The organism is Microbacterium hydrocarbonoxydans, assembly GCF_023715885.1.
GTDB lineage: Bacteria > Actinomycetota > Actinomycetes > Actinomycetales > Microbacteriaceae > Microbacterium > Microbacterium hydrocarbonoxydans_C.
In genome coordinates this window covers 490,744-508,918 of the sequence record NZ_JAMBOY010000001.1, presented here as the reverse complement: position 1 = coordinate 508,918, position 18,175 = coordinate 490,744, and the positions used below count along the sequence as shown (strand labels likewise).

General features: G+C 69.6%; 21 protein-coding genes. 7 read left to right on the top strand and 14 right to left on the bottom strand.

What is annotated here, in order from left to right; all coding sequences use genetic code 11:
• Positions 1–19: 19 nt before the first annotated feature.
• From M3195_RS02400 to M3195_RS02390, 3 genes are all read left to right on the top strand, one after another.
• Positions 20–802 (top strand): NAD(P)H-dependent oxidoreductase, encoded by a 783-nt coding sequence (locus tag M3195_RS02400; protein ID WP_251584864.1) that lies wholly within the window; start codon positions 20–22, stop codon positions 800–802.
• 144 nt (positions 803–946) lie between these two features.
• A complete protein-coding gene (locus M3195_RS02395) occupies positions 947–1,654 on the top strand; it encodes a ZIP family metal transporter (protein ID WP_251584862.1) in 708 nt (235 codons plus the stop codon).
• A 130-nt stretch (positions 1,655–1,784) separates the two neighbouring features.
• On the top strand, positions 1,785–2,753 hold the full coding sequence (locus M3195_RS02390) for an alpha/beta hydrolase (RefSeq protein WP_251584860.1): 969 nt from the start codon (positions 1,785–1,787) through the stop codon (positions 2,751–2,753).
• Between the two features lie 25 nt (positions 2,754–2,778).
• Here the strand turns inward: M3195_RS02390 and M3195_RS02385 are convergent, their stop codons facing one another.
• Positions 2,779–3,288, bottom strand: a complete 510-nt coding sequence (locus M3195_RS02385) for a GNAT family N-acetyltransferase (protein WP_251584858.1) — start codon at positions 3,286–3,288, stop codon at positions 2,779–2,781.
• On the bottom strand, positions 3,281–3,562 hold the full coding sequence (locus M3195_RS02380; RefSeq protein ID WP_251584856.1) for a type II toxin-antitoxin system TacA family antitoxin: 282 nt from the start codon (positions 3,560–3,562) through the stop codon (positions 3,281–3,283). The genes M3195_RS02385 and M3195_RS02380 overlap by 8 nt, the downstream gene beginning before the upstream one ends.
• An 81-nt stretch (positions 3,563–3,643) precedes the next feature.
• Here M3195_RS02380 and M3195_RS02375 point away from each other — a divergent pair, with 81 nt between their 5' ends.
• Positions 3,644–4,636 (top strand): hypothetical protein, encoded by a 993-nt coding sequence (locus M3195_RS02375; RefSeq protein ID WP_251584855.1) that lies wholly within the window; start codon positions 3,644–3,646, stop codon positions 4,634–4,636.
• A gap of 16 nt (positions 4,637–4,652) precedes the next feature.
• Here M3195_RS02375 and M3195_RS02370 read toward each other — a convergent pair whose 3' ends face one another.
• The 11 genes from M3195_RS02370 to M3195_RS02320 form a co-directional block, all read right to left on the bottom strand.
• The gene (locus M3195_RS02370; RefSeq protein WP_251584853.1) at positions 4,653–5,768 is read right to left on the bottom strand and encodes a hypothetical protein; all 1,116 of its coding nucleotides are present in this window, start codon (positions 5,766–5,768) and stop codon (positions 4,653–4,655) included.
• Positions 5,762–6,526: a hypothetical protein gene (locus tag M3195_RS02365; protein WP_251584851.1), complete on the bottom strand. Its 765-nt coding sequence runs from the start codon at positions 6,524–6,526 to the stop codon at positions 5,762–5,764. Before M3195_RS02365 ends, M3195_RS02370 begins: the two co-directional genes overlap by 7 nt.
• Positions 6,523–7,587 carry a vWA domain-containing protein gene (locus M3195_RS02360; protein ID WP_251584849.1) on the bottom strand — a complete coding sequence of 355 codons (1,065 nt, stop codon included), beginning with the start codon at positions 7,585–7,587 and terminating at the stop codon, positions 6,523–6,525. The genes M3195_RS02365 and M3195_RS02360 overlap by 4 nt, the downstream gene beginning before the upstream one ends.
• Positions 7,584–8,570 carry a vWA domain-containing protein gene (locus tag M3195_RS02355; RefSeq protein WP_251584847.1) on the bottom strand — a complete coding sequence of 329 codons (987 nt, stop codon included), beginning with the start codon at positions 8,568–8,570 and terminating at the stop codon, positions 7,584–7,586. The genes M3195_RS02360 and M3195_RS02355 overlap by 4 nt, the downstream gene beginning before the upstream one ends.
• On the bottom strand, positions 8,561–9,052 hold the full coding sequence (locus M3195_RS02350) for a hypothetical protein (protein WP_251584845.1): 492 nt from the start codon (positions 9,050–9,052) through the stop codon (positions 8,561–8,563). Before M3195_RS02350 ends, M3195_RS02355 begins: the two co-directional genes overlap by 10 nt.
• Positions 9,039–9,926: a DUF58 domain-containing protein gene (locus M3195_RS02345; protein ID WP_251584843.1), complete on the bottom strand. Its 888-nt coding sequence runs from the start codon at positions 9,924–9,926 to the stop codon at positions 9,039–9,041. Before M3195_RS02345 ends, M3195_RS02350 begins: the two co-directional genes overlap by 14 nt.
• Positions 9,927–9,933: 7 nt before the next feature.
• Complete coding sequence (locus M3195_RS02340) at positions 9,934–10,899, bottom strand: AAA family ATPase (RefSeq protein WP_251585320.1); 966 nt, start codon at positions 10,897–10,899, stop codon at positions 9,934–9,936.
• Positions 10,900–11,260: 361 nt separating this feature from the next.
• On the bottom strand, positions 11,261–11,524 hold the full coding sequence (locus tag M3195_RS02335; RefSeq protein WP_251584841.1) for a type II toxin-antitoxin system RelE family toxin: 264 nt from the start codon (positions 11,522–11,524) through the stop codon (positions 11,261–11,263).
• Entirely contained in the window at positions 11,521–11,781 is a 261-nt protein-coding gene (locus tag M3195_RS02330) for a type II toxin-antitoxin system prevent-host-death family antitoxin (RefSeq protein WP_251584839.1), read from the bottom strand. The genes M3195_RS02335 and M3195_RS02330 overlap by 4 nt, the downstream gene beginning before the upstream one ends.
• A gap of 56 nt (positions 11,782–11,837) precedes the next feature.
• On the bottom strand, positions 11,838–12,542 hold the full coding sequence (locus M3195_RS02325; RefSeq protein WP_251584837.1) for a Pr6Pr family membrane protein: 705 nt from the start codon (positions 12,540–12,542) through the stop codon (positions 11,838–11,840).
• The gene (locus M3195_RS02320) at positions 12,539–13,444 is read right to left on the bottom strand and encodes a DMT family transporter (protein WP_285885412.1); all 906 of its coding nucleotides are present in this window, start codon (positions 13,442–13,444) and stop codon (positions 12,539–12,541) included. The genes M3195_RS02325 and M3195_RS02320 overlap by 4 nt, the downstream gene beginning before the upstream one ends.
• 113 nt (positions 13,445–13,557) lie before the next feature.
• Here M3195_RS02320 and M3195_RS02315 point away from each other — a divergent pair, with 113 nt between their 5' ends.
• Positions 13,558–14,559 carry a LysR family transcriptional regulator gene (locus M3195_RS02315; RefSeq protein ID WP_251584833.1) on the top strand — a complete coding sequence of 334 codons (1,002 nt, stop codon included), beginning with the start codon at positions 13,558–13,560 and terminating at the stop codon, positions 14,557–14,559.
• On the opposite strand, the gene M3195_RS02310 is transcribed toward M3195_RS02315, so the two are convergent.
• Positions 14,449–15,375, bottom strand: coding sequence for a DMT family transporter (locus M3195_RS02310; protein WP_251584831.1), 927 nt, complete (start codon positions 15,373–15,375; stop codon positions 14,449–14,451). The two genes, M3195_RS02315 and M3195_RS02310, sit on opposite strands and share 111 nt — an antisense overlap.
• A 253-nt stretch (positions 15,376–15,628) precedes the next feature.
• On the opposite strand from M3195_RS02310, the gene M3195_RS02305 reads away from it, so the two are divergent.
• On the top strand, positions 15,629–16,915 hold the full coding sequence (locus M3195_RS02305; RefSeq protein WP_251584829.1) for an adenylosuccinate synthase: 1,287 nt from the start codon (positions 15,629–15,631) through the stop codon (positions 16,913–16,915).
• A gap of 7 nt (positions 16,916–16,922) precedes the next feature.
• A complete protein-coding gene (locus M3195_RS02300) occupies positions 16,923–18,032 on the top strand; it encodes a lactonase family protein (RefSeq protein WP_251584827.1) in 1,110 nt (369 codons plus the stop codon).
• Positions 18,033–18,175: the final 143 nt, after the last annotated feature.

Genomic DNA, 18,175 nt, shown 5'->3' with positions numbered 1-18,175 from the left:
AAGATCGAGAGGACACACCATGTCGTCGCGCCCCGTCGCCCACTGGATCTTCGCCCACCCGCAAGCGGACTCCTTCAATGCGCGCCTCTTCCGTGAGGGAGCCGAGGCCCTGTCCCGCGACTACGAGGTCGTCACGAGCGACCTGTATCGGCAGGGATTCGACCCCGTGCTCGCCGCTCGCGACCTCGGCGACCCGCTCGGTCGGCCCGGCAGCGTCGTCGACCTCATGGGCGAGGCGTTCGCCGAGGGTCGCCTGCCCGGCGACGTGGTCGAGGAGCAGCGCAAGCTCGCGGCTGCGGACCTCGTCGTGCTGCAGTTCCCGCTCTGGTGGTACGGGCCGCCGGCGATCCTCAAGGGGTGGTTCGACCGGGTGCTCACGAACGGGTTCGCGTACGGGCCGAACGACCCGGAGACCGGTCTGCCGCTCCGCTACGGCGAGGGGCCGCTCGCCGGGCGCCGTGCGCTCGTGGTCGTCACCGCCGGCGAGGACGACCGCTCGATCGGCAGCCGCGGCATCAGCGGCGACATCGATCAGCTGCTCTTCCCCGTGACGCACGGGACGCTCTGGTACACCGGCATCGAGCCGCTCGACCTGCACGTGGTCCACGACGCCGACGGTCTCGATGCGGGCGATGTCGAGCGCGAGTCCGCGCGGCTGCTGGCGCGTCTGGACGTCGTCGCCGATGAGGCGCCGAGCCGCCCGTTCCGACGGCTGAAGGACGGCGACTACCGGGGCACGCGGGCGCTGCGAGCCGACCTCCTGCCCGGACGCATCGACCTCGACATCCACCGCATCGGCTGAGCCGTCGTGTCGCCGAGGTCAGGACCATCTCCCGAGATCAGGAGTGCGCGGACAGCATCCTCCTGATCTCGGGTGATGTTCCTGATCTCGGATCTCGTCGGCGACCCTCCGGGTTTCCCCCGCGACGGTGGCAGAGTTGTCGGCATGGGTCAGGCAGTGCTGTGGGGTGTGGTCGCGGCATCCCCGTTGTTCATCGGAGCGGTGCTCGCGCTGCTGCGGGCGTGGCCGCCTCGGTGGCTGGGCATCGTGCTGGGATTCGGTGCCGGCGCGCTGATGGCCTCGATCGCCTTCGAGCTGTGGGAGGAGGGGCTCGAGCGCACCGGACCGATCCCGCTGGTCATCGGCGTCGCCCTCGGGGCGCTCAGCTACTACAGCGCCGATCGCATCCTCGACGCGAGGGCAGCGAAGAAGAAGGGTGGCGCTGGCGGCGGGCAGCTCGCCGTGGGGGCGCTGCTCGATGGCATCCCGGAGCAGCTCGTGCTCGGGATCGGACTCGCCTCGGGAGAGCCGGTCAGCGTCGCGCTCGTCGTCGCCATCCTCGTCTCGAACCTGCCCGAGTCGATCGGCTCGGCCGCCGACCTGCTCGAGGGCGGCATGAAGCGCTCGCGCGTCCTCGCATTGTGGGGCGGCGTCACGGTCGTCTGCGCCGTGGCCACCGTGGCGGGCTTCGCGCTCGCGAGCGTCACCGACGACACCTTCCGCTCTGCAGCCGGCGGATTCGCCGCCGGAGCGCTGCTGGTCATGCTCGTCGACTCCATGGTTCCCGAGGCGCAGTCGAAGGCCAAGGAGTCCACGGGGCTCGCGACCGTGCTCGGCTTCGCGCTCGCCGCCGGACTCGCACTTTCGTCCTGACCCCGCCGTCCGGCGGTCGGAGCGCCCTCAATCGGCCGCACCCGGCGGGTCCCTCGGCGCGAGGGGGAGAGGGATGCTGAGCCGAGGCCGCAACGACGCGACCATGGACACGGAGAACAGAGGAGTTCCGATGACCGACACACTCGCCCGCCCGCCCTTCGACCCTGAGCTCGAGGCCGCGCTCGCGCTCGTCGCCGACCAGCTGCCGCCCACGCTCACGGCGGAGATGATCCCGCTGATGCGACAGACGCCCGTGGGGAACGACGACGAGATCAGGCAGGTGCTCGCGGAGCGCGGCTTCGTGTGGCGCGACGAGACCATCCCGGGCCACGACGGCGACGACATCGTCGTGACGGTGATCGAGAAAGACGGACGCACGGGTATCGGGCCGGGCTTCTTCCACACGCACGGCGGCGGCATGATCATCGGCAACAGGTGGCTGGGAGTCGTCGGCTTCCTCGACTGGGCCGAGCGGTTCAACGGTGTGATCGTGACGGTCGAGTACCGGTTGGCGCCCGAGTTCCCCGATCCGTATCCGGTCGAGGACTGCTACGCGGCGCTGCAGTGGACCGCAGAGCACGCCGACGAGCTCGGCATCGACACGAGCCGCCTGCTCATCGGCGGCGGAAGCGCGGGAGGAGGGCTCGCCGCGGGCACGGCGCTGCTCGCCCGCGATCGGCGAGGACCGGCGCTCGTCGGGCAGCTGCTCATCTATCCGATGCTCGACGACCGCGACGAGAGCGTCTCCACCCACCAGATCGACGGCATCGGCGTGTGGGACCGCGGGTCGAACATCACCGGATGGACGGCGCTGCTCGGAGATCGTAAGGGCACCGACGACGTGTCGATCTACGCCGCTCCCGCGCGGGCCACCGATCTCTCGGGTCTGCCGCCCGCGTTCATCGACTGCGGCAGCGCCGAGGTGTTCCGCGATGAGGACGTGGCGTATGCGACGACGCTCTGGGCCTCGGGCGTGCAGGCGGAGCTGCACGTGTGGGCCGGCGGTTTCCACGGCTTCGACATGTTCGCGCCGCACTCGGCCGTCGCGCAGGCGATGCTGGCCGCCCGCGACGACTGGGTCACACGGCTTCTCGGCTGAGGCAGCCGGCGGCGCTCGGTGCGGGTCAGAGACCGCTCAGAGTCTCTCGCGCATCCTTCGTGAGCAGGTAGAGGGTGTGACTCTGACCGGGGAAGCGGGCGAAGCCGAACCTCTCGTAGAACGGGACGACATCTTCGGAGAGAGCGTGCACGAGCATCGCGCGGATGCCGATCACATCAGCCGCCTCCAGGGCACGGTTCGTCGCATGCTGCAGCAGGGAGTACCCCAGACCCAGACCGTGGAACTCACGATCGACGGCGAGCCGCCCCAGGAGCACGACCGGAATCGTGGCCGGCATCCCGGCCGCGAGTTCCGGCGGTCCGTCCTCGCGCACCAGGGCGCTGGAGGACAGGCAGTAGTAACCGGCCACGCGCACTTCGTCTCGGGTGAGCGAGACGAGGGTGCGTGACGCGCCGGCCTTCTCGTTGTTGCGTGCTCGGCCGCGTAGCCAGCTGTCGAGCGCCTCTTCGCCCGAGCGGAACTCGGACAGCCTGTCTCCGACAGCGAGCGGCCGGGGGCTCAGGAACTCAACCAAGGTCGGAGAACACCGGCTTGCGCGTCATCAGGTCGCGCAGGCCCTCGAGGGACCGCGAAGGCTGGTCCATGACCTGCTGGAAGGTGTCGAAAGCCTCCGCATCGACCCGGAGCTGTCGATCCTCCTGGATCACCTGCTCGGCGCGTGCGGCGAGCACCTCGGACGAGAACGCCGAGACCGTGCGACCCGAGAGCGCGGCGGCTCGCTCGATCTTCTCCTTCTGGGCAGCGGTCACACGGAGCTCGATGCGAGCGTCCTTCAGCGGAGCAGTCATAGAACCAGTGTACGGAATTCTCCCGTACATATTCTGTGACCGCCGAGGTCCTAATCTGGAACCCCGGGCGATGGAGCCGATATGCAAGATCTGCTGGGGCGGCTGACCGCCCTCGACCCCGACGCGAGCGAGAGCCTCAAGGTCGTCACGTACTTCGACGCGCTGGTCGCCCGGTCGGTCGGCGTCGAGAGTATGCTCCGCGGCGCCGCTGTGCTGAGCGGCGCGACGGTCGGACTGCGCGACGGCTCGCAGATCGTGCGCGTCGCGGCAAGTGGAGAACGCATCGGTCCGACGGACCCGGATGAGTCGTGGATGCAGCGGGAGAGCGGACAGGATGCCGTCGTCTGGATCGAGCGCGACGGCGAACCCCGGACGAACGACGCGATGATCCTCGAACGGCTGGCGCTCGCGCTCGGCATCGTCCGCGCCCGTCGATCGGTCGGCGCCGAGAGCGCGGTCGAACTCGCGATCAGCTCCTACGCGAGCGTCGACGAACGGGCAAGCGCCCTGCTGCGCCTCCGCATGACGGATGCCGCGCTGTGCGTCGTGGCATCGCCGCCCGATCCGGCGCCGCTGCCGCAGCATCCGTCGTCGGTCGTCGCCACCCGGCACGGGCTGACTCGCGCGACGATCGTCGACGCGGCGTCCGATCCGAGCTCGGCCTGGTCGGAGTCCGCTCCGCGCCTCGGCGTCGGGCTGACGGGGCCGGGCGTCGAGCTCCCGGATTCGTGGGCGGCGGCGCTGATCGCGGTGCGGCTCACGTCGGAGGCCGAGCCCGCCGTGCGCGCTGCTGATCTCGGTGCGGCGCTGATCGTCGCGGAGGCGGCCGACGGGGCGCCGCTGCATCCCGACGCGGTCGTACTGCGGAGCCTCGACCCGCGCACCCTCGACCTCCTCGACGCGCTCGCCGAGGAGCGCAGCGTGCGGGGCGCCGCCGCGAGGCTCGGGCGGCACCACTCCAGCATCCAGGAACGACTGGCAACGGTGATCGATGTCCTCGGCTACGACCCGCGCACCGCTCGCGGCCATACGCGCTACGCGTTGGCACGGATGCTGTGCACTCTCGCGGATTGATCGAGGCGTCGGCGGCTCACTCGAAGCCGGGGTACTCCTGCAGCTTCTTCTCGAACTCGGCACGGTCGGCGTCGCTGAGCACCGCGCTCGCGAGCACGGTGAGCTGCAGCCCCTCGAGCGGCTCACCCGTGCGCGCGTTCTGCGCCTCCCTGGCCGTGCGGAAGTCGCCGGTCGGGTCGTTGGAGAGGTCGTAGATATTCGCGTAGAACCGCATCGGGTCGGGATAGTTCTCGGCGTAGTACTCCCACGTGTGCTGCTCCCGCGGGTCGTCGCTGCCGTAGAGCTTCGCGACCGTCGACGGGTCGAGCCCCGACGATGCATCGTTGAACGAGTACAGGTACGACAGGCCGTGCTCGGCGATGACGTCGTCGATCGTCGACATCACGTCGAGCTTGAGCGCGTAATCCTGCACGGGCTGCGTCGTCGCCCAGCTGGCGGAGGTGTACTCCACGAGCATCGACTCCCCGCCGTAGCCGTTGCGCTCGGGGCGGAAGTCCTCGTCGCCGACCTGCACCCACTCGAACCCGTACTCGGCCGTGAGTCGCGACCGGATATCGGCGAACAGGCTCTCCGCCTCGGCCTGCACCTGTTCGAGCGACTGCTGCGCCAGCACGTCCTGCGAGTCGGTGCCCTTGATGCCCGGGTACGCCTCCTCGTGCTTCTGCTCATCGGATTTCATGCCGTCGTAGGCGCCGGCCGCCGACGTCTGCAGCGCTCCGAGACCTCCGACGGTCGCGACGTTGACCACGACGGTGACGGCGAGGGCGATCGCGCCGAGCGTGCGGCCCCGGCGGGTGAACAGCGCACCGACGATGATCGCCACGACGACGAGCTGCAAGGCGAGCATCGTGATGCCGTAGAGCACATCGGTGCCCCCTGCCGCGAGGGTGACGAGCAGGATCACGGAGAACAGGATGCCGGCGATCAGCGCGATCCAGCCGAGAGCGTTCGCGGGCTTCTTGGCCTCGGGCTCGGCGGTCGCGGTGCCGATCGCGCCGGTGACCGCCCGCTGCTGCACGACCGGTGACGAGGGCCGCCGCGCGTTACGGTATCCGCCGGGCGGGGGGAGCGGTGGCGCGCCCTCCGTGCCGGCGATGTAGCGCGCGCGCTGCTTCTCGTGGTCCATCACCATGGCTTGTCCGTCCCCGAGCCGCCGCCGTCGTCGCCCTGCTGCTGGTCGCGTTCCTGCGTACCCTGCTCGAGCTTGTCCTTGAGCTCCTCGAGCTTGTCGTCGGAGGGCTGAGGCTCCTCCTGCTGCTGTTGCTCCTGTTCCTGCGGCTGTTCCTGCTGCTGTTGCTTCTGCTTCAGGCGGTCCTCGAGGTCGTCCTTGCTCTGCTGCATGTCGCGGCTCGGATCCGACGACTGCTGCTGCGCCTCCTCGCTGTTGCAGTCCTCGGGCATCTCGGTGGTGACCGTGAGCGCCTCGGCGTAGAGCTGGGCGGCACCCGCCCCGTCGCCGTCGGCACGGGCGGCATCGCCCATCCGCTCGATCACGATCGCCAGGTTGATGCGCACGCCGCACACCTCGAGTCCTGTTGCGAGATCGAGCGCCTCCTCGAGCTTCGCGCGCGCCTCCGGCAGCTGCTCGGCGCCGGCAAGAGCCGTGCCCACGTTGAACGGCGCCTTGTACGGCTCGAACCAGTTCAGGAACTCCTGGCCACGCGCCGACGCCTCCGAACCGGCGTAGTCGTCGGCCACGTAGGCGCTGATGGATTGGTGCGCGAACGCGTACATGCTCAGCAGTTTCCCCACGAACAGAAGGGCTGCGAGTGCGAGCGGCAGCATGCCGATCGCGAGCCAGCGACGGATGCGGCGGCGGCGGCGGTTCGCCGCGAGGAGAGCGGATGCCGCGTCTGCCCGAACGTCGTCGGGTGCGGTGAGCGTGGTCATGCGTCACCTCCGTCGGTGCGTTTCTTCTCGGCTCGCTCGCTCGACGACCCGCGGGGGCCGCGCTCGCTCGACGACTCCGGCCGCGGTGCACGCAGGTGGCGGAGCCGCGCGACGAGCATGCTCGCCCTCGCGAGCTCGACGGCCAGGAGCGCGGCGATCACCAACGCGGCGATCCAGTACAGCTCGATCACGTTGCCCACCTGACCCGACTCGGCGTAGTTCGTCGTGGTCGAGGGCGCCTCGGGCAGGGCGATCTCGGCATCCGCCGCACGGTGCTGATACTCGACGCCCAGCTGACCCGCGATCGTCTCCAGGTTCCGCTCGTCGATCGTCGACACCGCGTTCGCGCCCTCGTACTGGATGTACTCGCCGCTCGCTCCGTCGACGCCGCCGGTGGTGAGCCGCATCGGCCCGCCCTCGGCGGTGCCGTAGCCGAGCACGGCCCCCGCATCGGTGTACTGCTCGCTGCCGTCGAAGGGCTCGGGCGTCGAGCTCGCGGTCTGCTCGCCGTCGCCGAAGTAGAAGACCATGCGCGACCGATCGGGTTGCGACTCGGCGGCGTTCGCGAGCGTGTCGGCGAGCAGCTGGTTCGCGATGCCGATCGAGCTGCCGCGCGACTGGCTCGTGACCTCGGGGCGCAGCACGTCGAGCGAAGAGATCAGCGCCGTCGTGTCAGTGGTCAGCGGCAGCCGCAGGTCGGCCGAGGCGTCGAACGTGATGAGCGCGAAGCGGGCGCCGGGGTACTCGTCGACGATGGACTGCACGTCGGCGCGCACGCCGTCGAGTCGGGGCTGGCCGTCGGCCCAGTCCTCGGCGACGATGCTCGCGGTCGTGTCGACGACGAGAACGATGTCGGTGTCGGTCGCGAGGGTCTGCGTCGCGCCTCCGGGGATGCCGGGGCGCAGCAGCATCGTGAAGAGCGCCACGAGCATGACGAGCCGCATCACCCACAGCCCGCGGTCGCGGCCGGGAGCCTTGATGAGTGCGAGCACCCCGATCGCCGCCACCGGCGCGAACAGCAGCAGGAGGAGGAAGACGTTGAGGACGGGCTGGAGGATCACAGCTTCACCCTCCACAGCACGACGATGAACGACAGCATCGAGACGAGCAGCACGACGATCCAGAGGTTCGGAGTGTCTGTCCAGACGACCTGCGCCTGACCCTTCAGCTCAGTGGCCTCCTGCTCCTGCACCTGCGCCACGATGTCCGACACCGTGGTGGTGTCGCGCAGGCCGTAGGCCTGTCCGCCGGTCGCCTCGGCGGCGCGGGTGAGCTCGGCGCTGACGTCGGCATCCTTCCCCTCGACCGGGTTGAGCGCGAACACCCGCACGCCGACCGACTTCGCGTACGCCGACGCCTCGTCCAGAGTGACGATCGAGGCGCCGTTGATCTCGTTGTCGGTGGCGAAGATGATCGACCGCGAGCGTTCGTCGTCGGGGTGGTCGAACGCCATGGCGCAGGCGGCGAGTCCGTCGCCGATGAGCGAGGCGCCATTGCCGTTGAGCGTGCCGACCCAGTGCTCGGGCACCTCGTCGAGGTAGTCGAAGCTCTCGCGGATGCTCTGCAGGTGCTCGCGGATGAACGGGTAGTCGTCGGTGAGGGGGAAGATCTGCACGGGCGAGCTGTTGAAGATCGTCAGCCCGATGCGCTCGCCCTCGAAGCTGTCGAGAAGCTCCTCGAACACGGTCAGCACCTCGACGTCGACCTCGCTCATCGATCCGGAGACGTCGAGGCACAGCATGATGTCGCGGCTCGTGTTCACGGGTTGGATCGTCTGCGACGACATCGGTCGTGCGGCGACGACTCCCGCCGAGACCACGGCGATGACCCCCAGCAGCAGGATGCCGGAGAGCGCCAGCACGCGGCGGCTCAGCGCCTGGCGGAACGTCGGCAGGGCGCGCAGGCGTTCGGCGCGCGCGACTCTCGCTCGCTCGTGCGCATCGGTCTTCGCGCCGCCGCGCAAGCCGAGCAGCACGCCGATCGCGATCGCGATGACGGCCGCGCCGACGACGACGAGGAGCACCCACCAGTTCGCTAGTGCCATGTGCGCACCACCGTTCTGGCGGCCTCGGCTCCGGCCAGCGGATCTATCGCAGGGCCAGGGCGGAAGATGCTGGGGTAGTAGTGGCGGCCCATCGCGTCGATGAGGGCGGGGTGCACGCCGCGAGCGACGAGATCGTCGAGCGCGAGGACGGGCGCCTCGATGCCGCTGTACTCGTTCACGAATGTGCGTACGACGCGACTCAGCTCGAAGTTGGCGTTGCGCGCCGAGAGCGTGCGCGCCCGGTAGTCGTCCTCGATGCGCTGGATCGCCTGCAGATACTCGATCCGGAGCTGGGACAGCACGTCGACGGTCTGCAGCATCGCTCCCTGACCCTCGCGGATCAGCGTCAGGTCGCGGCGTGGCTTCGTCAGCGCGATGATCGCCCAGCTGCCGGCGATGAGCAGCAGCAGGATGCCGATCGCGAGCAGCATCCAGCCCCAGCCGTACTGCGCCGGCGGGTAGAGCTCGTCAGAGCCGGGCATGCGACCTCCGGTTCAGCAGCTGCAGCAGCTGCGAGACGGCGTCGTCCTGACCCGCGAGCACTCCGTGGCTGATCTCCATGCGCTTGAGCACCTCGGCGAGCCGCACGGCATCCGCCTCGGTCTGCGCCGTGAGCTCTCGCACGATGTCGAGGTCGCCCTGCACGAAGTCGGGCACCTCCCACATGCTGTCGACGTCGCTGCGGACGGTTCCCGTGGTGTGGTCGAGCACGGGCTCGGCGTCGCGCAGGGTGAGCCACAGCACGTCGTGCTGCACGCGCAGTCGGCGCAGCACCCGCTCCGTCTCGGGGGTGATCGGCGCCTCGTCGGTGATGACGACGACGATCATCCGTCGAGAGATGGTGCGCGTCACATACGACAGCAGGGCGTCGCGGTCGCTCGGGGCCGTGCTGTCGTCGATCGCGTGGTCGACCGTGCGCAGCGCGTGTTCGAGAGCTCCCTCGCTGCGGCCGGCAGCCCGACGGCGCACGCCGGCGGAGTCGCCGTAGACGAGGGTGAAGTCGTCGCCGTGTCGCAGGGCGAGCACCCCCAGCACCCCGGCGGCGAGGATCGCGAGCTCCTTCTTCGAGCGCTCGTCGCGGGCGAGAGCACTCATCGAGCGTCCCGTGTCGACCACGAACATCACCGTGTGCATGCGCTGCGCGCGGTGCCGCTTGACCAGCGGGGTGCCCATACGGGCGGTCGCGCGCCAGTCGATGTCGCGCACCTGATCGCCGTACTCGTACTTGCGCAGATCCTCGAAGTCGAGGCTGCGCCCGTGCAGCAGCGACGCGTACGCGCCGTCGAGGGCGTGCAGCGACTTGCGCGACGAGTGGATGAAGAGCTTGCTCTTCACCTGGGTGATCAGGCTGGGCATGGGCGCGTCAGGGAGTCGGGACGGCGCCGAAGATCTGGTCGATGATCTCCTCGCTGCGGATGCCCTCGGCGTCGGCCTCGAACGTCAGCAGCACGCGGTGGCGCAGCACGAGGTGGCGCAGCGACCGGATGTCCTCCGGCAGCACGTGACCGCGACCGTTGAGCAGCGCCAATGCACGAGACGCCTGCAGGAACGCGATGCTCGCGCGAGGGCTCGCGCCGTACTTGATGAAGCGGGCGCGCTCCTCGCCGATGTACGGCGCGGGGTTCCGGGTCACGTACGCGATCGAGACGATGTAATTGCGGATCGCCGGGTCGACGTAGATGCGGCTCGCGACGTCCTGCAGCATCCGCACGTCATCGAGCGTGATCGCGCTCTCGACGTGACGGTCGGGGTCGAGCACGCCGGAGTCGATGCGTCCGAGGATCTCGAACTCGTCAGCCGGACTCGGGTACTCGACGATCTCCTTCAGCAGGAAGCGGTCCATCTGCGCCTCGGGCAGCTCGTAGGTGCCCTCCTGCTCGATGGGATTCTGCGTCGCGATCACGAGGAACGGCTGCGGGAGGTGATGCACCTCGCCGCCGATCGTGGTCTGGTGCTCCTGCATCGCCTCGAGCATCGCGCTCTGCGTCTTCGCGCTCGAGCGGTTGATCTCGTCGAGCAGCACGAAGTTCGCGTGCACCGGGCCGAGCACGGTGCGGAAGGAGCCGGTCGCGGCGTCGTAGATCTGGTTGCCGGTGATGTCGCTGGGCAGCAGGTCGGGCGTGCACTGGATGCGCTTGAACTGCGCCTTCACGGTGTCGGCGAGCGTGCTCGCGGCGGTGGTCTTGGCGAGACCCGGCACGCTCTCGAGCAGGATGTGCCCGCCGGCGATGAGCGAGATGAGCAGACTCGTCCGCAGGCGCTCCTGGCCGACCATCTTCGCCGAGTACGCGTCCGACACCGTCTTCAGCACGGCGCCCGCGCGGCGCAGCTCGGCCTCGGTCGGCGCCTCGGACCGCGTCGACGCCGAGGGTGAGGCGGGAGGCGCGGGCTGACTCGCGGCGGCTTCTGCACGCGTGGCAGGAGCCGCGGGCGGCGCGGGTGGGGCCGGTGGCGCGGACGATGCCGACGGCGCGGGCGGGGGCGGCGGGGTGGAACCCGCGGGGCTGCCAGGTGCGTAGGGCTCGTTCACAGGTCTCCTCGTTCCCTCGGGGACGCGTCGACGTTCCCCCGCGACCAGCGTAACCGCATCCGTTCGTGCCCTTCCGGCCCTCGAATGGGGACTTCTCCCCATCGGTCGTGCCGTCAGGCGGATGACGAGGACGCTCGGACGGATCCTTCGCGACGAGCTGTCAGAGGTCGTAGACGTATCGGCGATGCGCGACGCGCACCACGGTCACGAGAACCTCGTCGTCGACCACTTCGTACAGCACCCGGTAGTCACCGACACGAACCCTCCACGCATTGTCGAAGTCGGCGAGCTTGCGCACACCGGGCGGGCGTGGGTCGCGCTCAAACTCGGAGATCCCGGCGAGGACGCGTCGACGGACCGGCGGATCCAGCTGGCGGATCTCCTTCGCTGCTGCGGTCGTGAACTCGACGCGGTATCCGCTCACGCGACGTCGGCACGCAACTCATCGAGCGACACCCGGCCGCCGTCATCGGCCTCGCGCGCCGCGGCGAACTCGGCGGCATCGCGCGCCGCTTCGAGTTCCTCGAGCAATTCCAGATCGGCGACGCTGATGACCACCGCGGTGAGCTTCCCGTGGCGTGTGACGCCGACTCTCTCCGAGCCGTACGTGACGCTGCCGAGGACGTCGGCCAGACTGTCGCGGAGGTCCTTGGACGGGACGCTCCGGCTGATCGTGTTCATGGTTACAAAGTACCACTTATGTACATAAGTCCACCTTGATGCAAATGATACCGATCTCAGACGACAGCGGAGACGGATGCCGCGCGGCGGCGCCCCACCCACACCACGAAGCAGGCGACGCTGATGATGGCGATCGCGATGCCGACGATGTACGCGGAGACGCCGAGATACCCGCCGGGGACGACGTGCGGGTTGAGGAACGGATACGGGTACCACCACTCCTGACCGGTGGCCGGGGCGACCACGAGGTTCGCGCGGATCATCGTGTACGCAGCCCAGACGAGCGGGAAGATCGCCGAGACGAAGACGGTGCTCCACGGCAGCGCACGGCGCCGCGGGGCGAAGAGCACGTCGAGCAGCAGGATCAGCGGGAAGACGACGTGCAGCACCTCGTTCGACCAGGGAACCGTGATCCCCTGTGGCAGCTCGATGCCGCGGAGGAGCGTGTTGTAGACGATCCCGGTGACGATCATGTAGGTGCTAGCGCAGACCAGCAGGATCGCGAGCCAGGTGGGCTCCCGGTCGTCGTCGCGCCGATGCCGGATGGCCCAGATCCCCGCGATGACGAACGCGACGGCGGCGATGATGTTCGAGTCGATCGTGAAGAAGCTGAAGAAGTTCCACCACACGGTGGGGAGGTGGCTGCCCCACGGGGTCGGATCGTCGGCCGCGAGCGCGACGGTGAGTGAGAGCTGAGCGATGACGGCGGCGAGGCCGAGCGCTGCGGATGCCAACCGGACGTACGGCCACCAGGTCTTCATACTTCCTCCCGCGCACACACTATCGATCTCGCGTCCTGCGCCACCACGAGCAGCATCCGGTGACGTCTCTCGATCGCCTGTCCGGCATAGCTGGCCGCGATGATGAGAGTCGCACCGCACACCCCCAGGGGTGTGATCGTCTCCCCGGCGATGAGGACACCGATGAGCAGCGCCCAGACCGGCTCCGTCCCCATCAGGATGCTGGCTCGCGATGCCGAGGTGCGCCGCACCGCCCACAGCTGCACCACGAACGCGAAGACAGAGCACATCAGGCCGAGGAAGACCGCATACGCCCACGACCTCGCGTCGAGACCGACCGCCGTGGAGACGAGCCCCGGGCCGGCGAGTCCGGAGAACAGCACGGCGCACACCGTCATCTGCACGAGCACGACGCCGAACGTGCCGTCCGGGCGGTCGCGGGTGAGGTGGCCGCTGGCGGTGACGTGCACGGCGCGCACGACCGCAGCCGCGATCACCAGCGCGTCGCCGCCGGATGGTGCACGGAAACCCCCGTCCGAGACGAGCATCGCCACGCCGACGATGGCGGCGACGGCGGCGACGAAGTAGGGCCGGGGAAGCCAGGAACGCGAGGCGACGCCCTCGAGCACCGGCGTCATCACGAGGGCGAGGCTGATCAGCAGGCCCGCGTTGGTCGCCGTCGTCAGGTGCACGCCCCACGTCTCCAGGCCGATCACGGCGGCCTGCGAACAGCCGAGCACCACCGCGATCACAAGACCGCGACCCCTCGGCAACCGTTCGCGTCGCAGGAGGCAGAGAGCGCCGAGCGCCGCCGCGGCGATGAGAAAACGCAGAGCGACCGCGGTGACGACGTCGGTCGCGGCGACGAGTTCTTTCGCGGCGGCGAAGCTCGCGCCCCACACGAGGGCGACGGCGACGAGCATCACATCGACGAGACGATCGGGTCGCGGGCTGACTGAAGGCACGTCGCTATCCTTCGTGTGAAGATCGTGAAGAACAACGGCCAACGCATTCAAGGACGATGAAGGGGAGCTTCATGGACATGAACCGGCTGCGGCTTCTGCGCGAGCTCGGCGATCGCGGCAGCGTGACGGCCGTCGCTGCGGCGCTCCACATCAGCCCGTCGGCGGTGTCGCAGCAGCTCGCCGCGCTGCAGAGCACCGCTCCGGTTCCGCTGACCGAGCGTCAGGGTCGCCGCCTCGTTCTCACCGATGCCGGACGGGCCCTCGCCGCCGCTGCGGCGCGCGTCGAAGAGGCGGTCGCTCTCGCCGACGACACGATCTCGGCCTATCTCGCGCGGGACGAGCGGCCGGTGCGCGTCTCGGCGTTCCACAGTGCAGGCCTCGCCCTGTTCGCTCCGCTGTTGCGAGAGCTCGGCCCGCACGCAGGGCTCTCGTTGGCTGACGCCGACGTCGAGCAGGAGGCGTTCCCCGGGCTGACGGCCGACTACGACCTCGTCGTCGCACACCGTCTGGCGCACCAGCCGGCATGGGAGACCGATCGCGTGGTCGTGACGCCCCTGCTGCGTGAGCCGCTCGACATCGCGATGTCCTCGACGCACCGACTGGCGCAGAAGGCGGCGATCAGTCCGTCTGACCTCGTCGACGAACGGTGGGTGTCGACGCACGAGGGGTTCCCGCTCGCCGGCGTGCTCGCGCATCTCGGCGCCCGGATGGGCAAGGCACCGAGGATCGACCACAGGGTCAACGAGTTCTCCGTCACCGCCCAGATCGTGCGCGCCGGGGCGGGGATCGCCGTGATGCCCCGTCTCACCGCCGCACCGCTCGTCGACGAGTCGATGGTGCTCCGACCGGTTGCGGGCGTGTCGCTGGTGCGTCATGTCGACGTTCTCGCCCGGCCGGCCGCGCTGGCACGCACCCGCGTGCGCGAGGTGCTGGCGGCGCTGAGGCGGGTCGCGACCGCCGCGTCAGCTCCTGCGCTGCCGCCACCGCATTCGGGTGACGAGCACGCCGAGCAGACAGAGCGCTCCACCGACGAACATCAGCGGCGTGGGCACCTCGCCGAGGATCGCCCATGACAGCAGGATCGCGATGGCTGGTACGACATAGGTCGTCGCCGAGGTCTGACCAGCGGTGCTGCGCTGCAGCACGTACGCCCAGGTCGTGAAGGCGATCGCCGTCGGGAAGATCCCGAGGTATACGACCCAGAGCGTCGAATCGAGGGGAGCCGTCTGGATGGCGCCGACGAGACTGCCGGCCCAGGGGAGAAGTGCGACCGTGCCGGCGACAGCGCCGAGGAACGTCAGTGTCGTCGCATCCGATCCCGCGTTCAGCAGGCGCTTCTGCAGCAGGGTGCACCCCGCGTACATGACAGCGGCGAGCAGGGCGAGCAGCAGGCCGGAGATATCGGGATCGGCGGACGTCGAGGAGTTCATGCCGATCAACACGACACCGAGGAACGCGATCGGCGCTCCGATCAGCAGCGGTTTCGGGAATCCCTCGCGCAGGAAGAGTCCGCTGAAGACGACGACCATGAGCGGGGCAAGGTTCACGACCATCGCGGCAGTGCCGGCGTCGAGCGTGCGCTCGGCCGCGTTGAGCGCGAGGTTGTAGACGCAGAACCAGCCGACTCCCCACACGGCGACGAGCCACCAGGTCGACCGCGCGGGAAGTCGGATGCCGTGCCGCACCGCGATGATCGCCAGCACGGCGCTTCCGACGGCCATACGCAACAGGGCCAGAGCTCCCGGGTCGAAGTGCGGACCTGCGCCGCGGATGCCGATGAACGCCGATGCCCACAGCACGACCGTGACGAGCGCGGCCGCGAGCACGAGCGGCCCCTGGCGGCGCGGGGTAGCGACGGTGGCGTCACTCGGGAGCTCGGTCTGCGGCATACGCCGATCGTGGCACCGGCCACCGACATCGGTCGATGCGGCGGAGCGACAGAGTCCGACGTTTTCCGGTCATCCGGTCATCCCGTCGCAGTTCGTGCCGTCCGGGCCCGTCTCGGACGGCACGAACTGCGACCGGACCGCGCACCCGCCACACCCGAAACAGCCCCGAAACGGGCCTTCGATAGGATGGGACCGCCCGAAGAGGGCCAGCTCATCAGCCGGTGCGAACCCGGCGTCAGCAAGGGGGACACCCATGCCAGGAATCGTGATCGTCGGCGTCCAGTGGGGCGATGAGGGCAAGGGGAAGGCCACCGACCTGCTCGGTGAGCGCACCGACTGGGTGGTGAAGTTCAACGGCGGCAACAACGCCGGGCACACCGTCGTCGTGGGCAACGAGAAGTACGCGCTGCACCTGCTGCCCTCCGGCATCCTGTCGCCGGGAGTCACGCCCGTGATCGGGAACGGCGTCGTGATCGACCTCGAGGTGCTGTTCAGCGAACTCGAGGCGCTCGGCGCCCGCGGCATCGACGTCTCCCGCCTGAAGGTGAGCGCGAACGCGCACATCATCACCGCCTATCACCGCACGCTCGACAAGGTGACCGAGCGCTTCCTCGGCAAGCGCAACATCGGCACGACCGGCCGCGGCATCGGCCCGGCGTACGCCGACAAGATCAACCGCGTCGGCATCCGCGTGCAGGATCTCTTCGACGAGAACATCCTGCGCCAGAAGGTCGAGGGCGCGCTCGACCAGAAGAACCACCTGCTCGTGAAGGTCTTCAACCGCCGCGCGGTCACGGTCGACGAGATCGTCGAGGAGCTGCTGTCGTATGCCGAGCGCCTGCGTCCCATGGTCGCCGACACCGGCTACCTGATCGCCGAGGCGCTCGACCGCGGCGAGGTCGTCGTGTTCGAGGGCGGCCAGGCCACCATGCTCGACATCGACCACGGCACCTACCCGTTCGTGACGTCGTCCACCGCGACAGCGGCCGGTGCGGCATCCGGCTCGGGCGTCGGCCCGGGCTCCCTCGATCGCGTCGTCGGCATCGTGAAGGCGTACACGACCCGCGTCGGGTCGGGACCGTTCCCGACCGAGCTGTTCGACGAGCAGGGCGAATGGCTGCGCTCGCGCGGGTTCGAGTTCGGCACGACGACCGGCCGCCCGCGTCGCGTCGGCTGGTACGACGCCCCGATCACCCGCTACGCGACGCGCGTCAACGGCATCACCGACCTCGTGCTCACGAAGCTCGACATCCTTGACGGACTCGAGCAGATCCCGGTGTGCGTCGCCTACGACGTCGACGGCGAGCGCTTCGACGAGGTGCCGGTCAACCAGACCGACTTCCACCACGCGACGCCGATCCTGGAGTATTTCCCCGGCTGGTCGGAAGACATCTCGACCGCGCGCTCCTTCGACGACCTGCCGCAGAACGCGCAGGACTACGTGCTCGCCCTGGAAGGCATGAGCAACACCCGCATCTCGGTGATCGGCGTGGGCCCGGAGCGCGACCAGGTCGTCGTCCGCCACGACCTGCTCGACTGATCCGCGCATGACCCGATTCTGGCTCGGCGGCTACGGCGCCGGCATGGGCGGCTCGGCCGACGGCATCGGGCTCCTCGCCGGCGACGAGCAGACGCCGACGAAGCTCTCGTACCGCGGCGCGGTCACCCAGACCCCGTCTCCGTCCTGGCTCGCGCAGCATCCCACCCTCGACGTCGTCTACGCGGCGCTGGAGGGGGATGCCGCGGTGCAGGCGTTCCGCCGGAGCGGTGAATCGACGCTGCAGCCGCTCGGTGACCCCGTCGAGGCGGGCGACTCGGTGTGCCACGTCGCGGTCTCGCCGGGCGGCGGCTACCTCGTGGCGAGCTGCTACGGCGATGGCCGCGTGGTGCGCATCGGGATCGCTCCCGACGGGAGCCTGGTTCCCGATGCTGCGAACAAGGCCGCCGAACTCCGCGCCGCCCTGCTCGGCGAACCCGTGGAGACCTCGGCGCCCGCGGGGGTCGGGGCCGCGGCATCCGACCCCTACGCGGGCGCCCTCACCGCGACCGGCGATCCGCGTGTGTCACACGCGCACGCCGCGGCGTTCCTCTCCGACGGTCGCATCGCGACGACCGATCTGGGCTTCGACCTCGTGCGCATCTGGCGTGCGACGCCGGGCGGCCTCGTGGTCGATCACGAGGTCGCGCTGCCGCAGGGCACCGGCCCACGGCACATGGTCGTGCATCCCAGTGGACACCTGCACGTCGTGACCGAGTACTCGTGCGAGGTGTTCACGCTCGCCGCCGGCCCCGACGGCATCTGGCGCGTCGTGTCGTCGGTGCTGTCCAGCCCGATCGCGCAGGTGGGCGTCGACTTCCCCGCCGAACTCGCCCGCACCCGTGATGGACAGTTCCTGTACACGGCGCTGCGCGGCAGCAATACGATCGCGGCCCTGAGGGTGCGCGGCGCGGGTGAGAGCCTCGAACCGTTCGCGCTCGCCGACTCCGGCGTCGACTGGCCGCGGCATCACCTCGTGCACGAGGGAAAGCTCCTCGTCGCCGGGCAGCGGTCCGACACGGTCGCGCTGCTCGACCTCGACGAGCGCACGGGCGCGCCCCTCGGCATCCGTCACGAGGCGCAGGTCCCGACGCCGACGCACTTCCTGCTCGTGCACTGACCCACGCGTCGCGCTTTCGCAACGGCGTCGCACGATTGCGGTGCAGATGTGCGACGCCGCTGCGAATCCGCGCCCCGACCCGCCCGGCGCGCCGGCCAGGAACAAACCCCGTGACTCCGCGTTGGTCTTGAGCAAGACTGGGC